The 4,129-nt window shown below is 68.7% G+C and carries 4 protein-coding genes; 3 read left to right on the forward strand and 1 reads right to left on the reverse strand.

Annotated features, from left to right (window positions below):
- Positions 1-560, forward strand: a 560-nt coding sequence (locus tag FNX44_RS24570) for an RDD family protein (protein WP_228450182.1), incomplete at its 5' end; no start/stop codon positions are given.
- A 47-nt stretch (positions 561-607) separates the two neighbouring features.
- Here the strand turns inward: FNX44_RS24570 and FNX44_RS24575 are convergent.
- Complete coding sequence (locus FNX44_RS24575) at positions 608-883, reverse strand: hypothetical protein (RefSeq protein WP_143651188.1); 276 nt, start codon at positions 881-883, stop codon at positions 608-610.
- Between the two features lie 376 nt (positions 884-1,259).
- Here FNX44_RS24575 and FNX44_RS24580 point away from each other — a divergent pair, with 376 nt between their 5' ends.
- Positions 1,260-3,644: an immune inhibitor A domain-containing protein gene (locus tag FNX44_RS24580; RefSeq protein WP_323369646.1), complete on the forward strand. Its 2,385-nt coding sequence runs from the start codon at positions 1,260-1,262 to the stop codon at positions 3,642-3,644.
- Positions 3,645-3,779: 135 nt separating this feature from the next.
- Positions 3,780-4,112: a hypothetical protein gene (locus FNX44_RS24585; RefSeq protein WP_143651189.1), complete on the forward strand. Its 333-nt coding sequence runs from the start codon at positions 3,780-3,782 to the stop codon at positions 4,110-4,112.
- Positions 4,113-4,129: the final 17 nt, after the last annotated feature.

Raw genomic sequence — 4,129 nt, forward strand, 5'->3', positions numbered from 1 at the left:
CCCCGCCCCCGCCGCCGGGTGGCGGGGCGCCGCCACCGCCCGGCGGCGGGTACGCCTCTCACCCGTACGGGGAGAACCCGTACGGCGGTGCGCAGGGGGCGGGGGACCCGCTCGCCGGGATGCCGCCGCTCGCCTCGCGCGGCCGCCGGCTCGTGGCCCGCATCATCGACTGGCTGATCGTGGGCATCCCGCTGACCCTCATCACCGCGCCGTTCTTCGGCACGTTCAACTGGGACACGGACAACACGGGTGGCCAGTGGGGTCAGGGCCTGCTGTACGTGCTCGTGTACCTGGTGTACGAGGGGCTGATGCTGACCTCGCGCGGCCAGACACTGGGCAAGATGGCGATGAAGATCCGGGTGGGCATGCTGGAGAACGGCGCGGTGCCGGCCGGCTCCCCGGGGTGGACGCGGGCGGCGGTGTACTCGCTGCCGAACCTGGTGCCGTGTATCGGAACGCTGTTCTGGCTGGTGAACGTCCTCTACTGCACCTGGGACAAGCCGTACCAGCAGTGCGTGCACGACAAGGCCGCCAAGACCGTCGTCGTGGCGTCGACCTAGGGCCTGTCCGGCGGCCTGGCGTCCACCCACCGTCGCCGGCGGACCGGTCAGCGGCGCAACGAGGGTTGCGGCAGACGTACTTCGGCGGCGGGCGCGCCGCCCGCCGCCTCCGTCTGGGTGAGCGCGCTTGCCGTGGCCCGGCGCCGCTCGTCGGCGGACGAGCCGACGAGCATGGCGACGGTCAGCCCCAACAGGAGCGCCCCGCAGGCGATGAGCACCGCGCCGGTACCGGACTGCGTTCCGGTGATCAGCAGCAGCGCGAGGGTGGTCAGGACTACGGTCGCGGAACCGGAGAGTGTCTGAGCGAGACTCGGACGCGGCATGGCGGAATCCGTCCTCAGGGGTCAGGTCGAGAGTCGTTCGGGCTGTCGCGTTCCGTTGAACGACTCTACGTTGCGGGATGCCCTGGCGGAACGGTGGGTAAGCGTGACGTGACCCACGGGACGCGCGGCCCGGTGCACGGGGGGCGCACGGCGTCGCCTCCTGCCCCGCCTGCGGCGGCGGTCCTGGCCTGCTGGTTCCGGGGCCCAACAACCCCTGAGTGAAGGTTGGTTGACCGGTGTACTACCGGTGCGCGCGAGGGGCATGACAACCTAGTGGATTGTCGTGGCCAAAACAAGACCTGTCTTTTCCGCTGGTACTCGGGTCAAATGCCTCCCGACGAGTGACTAGCACTCTTCAGGGGAGGATTTCGACCACGTGACCGGACCACACAGATCCGCGAGGTCCAGAACAGCGGCACTGGCCACCGCCGTTGTCGCTCTGGGCGCAGCGGCGATGCTGCCCGCGACCGCGATAGCATCGCCCGACCACAAGGGGCCCCAGCCGCATCCGCAGGCGATCGCCCCCGGGGACACAGACGACGCCCACCTGGTGGAGCACAATCTGGAAGGCCCGCTGACCAAGCAGCAGAACGCCCAGCGCCTCGCCGCGCTGGAGCGGGTCGCCGCCGGTGAGAGGCCGCAGAGCCGCAACGGCTCGAAGGTGCTGAAGCTGGACGACAACAAGTACGTCGAGATGGAGCAGGTGAAGACCGACAAGATCTTCACCATCCTGATCGAGTTCGGCGACAAGATCGACCCGCGCTTCGGGGGAACCCGCGGGCCGCTGCACAACGAGATCGAGAAGCCCGACCGCAGCAAGGACAACACCACGCTGTGGAAGGAGGACTTCAACCGCGAGCACTTCCAGGACATCTACTTCGGTGACCACCCCGGTTCGCTGAAGGGCTACTACGAGGGCCAGTCCTCAGGCAAGTACACGGTCAACGGCACGGTCTCCGACTGGGTCAAGATCCCGTGGAACGAGGCCCGTTACGGCAACACCGCCTGCGGCAGCAACGTCTGCCCGACGGTGTGGGACGCGGTCCGCGACGGCGTCAACCAGTGGGTCGAGGACCAGAAGGCCGCGGGCAAGACCACCAAGCAGATCCGCGAGCAGCTCGCCGAGTACGACGTCTGGGACCGCTACGACTACGACGGCGACGGCAACTTCAACGAGCCGGACGGCTACCTCGACCACTTCCAGTTCGTGCACGCCGGTGAGGACGCCTCGGCCGGCGGCGGCGCGCAGGGCGACGACGCCATCTGGGCGCACCGCTGGTACGCCTACGGCACCGACTACGGCAAGACCGGCCCGGAGTTCAACAAGGCCGGCGGTACCGAGATCGGTGACACCGGCATCTGGGTCGGCGACTACACCGTGCAGCCCGAGAACGGCGGCCTGGGCGTCTTCGCCCACGAGTACGCCCACGACCTCGGCCTGCCGGACCTCTACGACACCACCGGCCGCGGCGAGTCCTCGGTCGGCTACTGGTCGCTGATGTCCAGCGGTTCCTGGCTCGGCAAGGGCAAGGACGCCATCGGCGACTGGGCGGGCGAGATGACCGCCTGGGACAAGCTCCAGCTCGGCTGGCTCGACTACGAGACCGCCAAGGCCGGCAAGACGTCCCTGCACACGATCGGCACCCAGGCCGCGCCCTACCCCAAGGGCAAGGGCAAGGGCGGCAAGAAGCGTCCGCAGGCCGTGGTCGTCGAGCTGCCCGAGAAGGAGGTCACCACCGCCATCAACAAGCCCGCCACCGGCGCGAAGCAGTGGTGGAGCGGCAGCGGTGACAACCTCAACAACACCCTCACCCGCAAGGTCGACCTCAGCGGCGCCAGCAAGGCCTCGCTGGACCTGACCGGTTGGTGGGAGATCGAGAAGGACTACGACTACCTGTACGTCCAGGTCTCCACCGACGGCGGCCAGAAGTGGACCGCCCTGGACGGCACCGCCGACGGCGAGACCATCCCGCGCGACGCCAGCGACACCCCGGCGCTGCACGGTGAGTCCGAGGGCCAGAGCGCGCTGTCCTACTCGCTCGACGAGTACGCCGGCCAGCAGATCGACCTGCGCTTCTACTACCGCACCGACGGCGGCGTCGCCGAACGCGGCTTCACCGCCGACGACATCGTCATCACCGCCGACGGCGAGAAGATCCTCGAAGACGGCGCCGAGGACGACAAGGCCGGCTGGACCGCCAACGGCTTCGACCGCATCGGCGAGGGCTTCACCAAGACCTACCCGCAGTTCTACATCGCCGAGAACCGCCAGTACACCGGTTACGACGAGACCCTGAAGACCGGCCCGTACAACTTCGGCGACCCGCAGAACAAGCCGAACTGGGTCGAGCACTACCGCTACGAGACCGGCCTGTTGATCTGGCTGTGGGACACCTCGCAGAACGACAACAACGTCGGCGTGCACCCGGGTCAGGGCCTGATCCTGCCGATCGACGCCCACGCCAAGCCGGAGAAGTGGTCGGACGGCACGCTCATGCGCAACCGCGTCCAGGCGTACGACTCGACGTTCAGCTGGTACCCGACCAGGGGCATGACGCTGCACAAGGACGGCGTGCCCACCAAGATCAAGCCGAAGCTCGGCAAGCCCGTCTTCGACGACCGGTTGGGAACCTACTGGTACGAGTCCAACCCGACCGCGGGCGTGAAGGTGCCCAACACCAACACCCGCATCTCGATCATCAACCAGCCGCTCGGCGGCAAGACGATGACGATCCTGGTGAGCCCCTCGAAGCTCTGGTGAGGGCGCGCGGATGACCGCGCGTAATGGTTCGCTTGCCTGAAGTGAGCGGCCGTCGCCCCTTGGCGGGCGGCGGCCGTTCGCGTTTAGATGCCCTCAGCAGGACCAGACCACCATCTTGGAAACGGGGACACAGCCATGCCGCAGACAGCCGGAGGAGGCTATGCCAGGCAGCCGGACGGCAGCGTGATCGTCGCGCTGTCGGTACCCAGCCCGCAGCGCGAGGGGAGCCGGATACGGGTCCTCGTCCATGCCGCGAACCGCCCGCAGGCGCTGACGCGGCTGCGGAACCTGGGGTTGCGGGCCGTCTACCTGCGGGGGAACAGCGAGCCGCCGACGCCGGACGAGGTGACGGCGGTGTTGCACCACCCGGACGGGGTGCTGTGGCGGGGGCCGACGCCGGTGGCGCCCTCGGGGCGCCGGGTCTCCACGAGCTGGCAGCCGATGGCCGCGCTCCTCCGCCCGGCGTGAGGGGATCTCCCCAATCC

Source organism: Streptomyces alkaliterrae, from assembly GCF_007097205.2.
Lineage (GTDB): Bacteria > Actinomycetota > Actinomycetes > Streptomycetales > Streptomycetaceae > Streptomyces > Streptomyces alkaliterrae.

Excerpts from the sequence above, each read along its gene's own strand:
- FNX44_RS24585 (WP_143651189.1), top strand. The coding sequence starts at position 3,780 with ATGCCGCAGACAGCCGGAGGAGGCTATGCCAGGCAGCCGGACGGCAGC.
- FNX44_RS24575 (WP_143651188.1), bottom strand. The coding sequence starts at position 883 with ATGCCGCGTCCGAGTCTCGCTCAGACACTCTCCGGTTCCGCGACCGTA.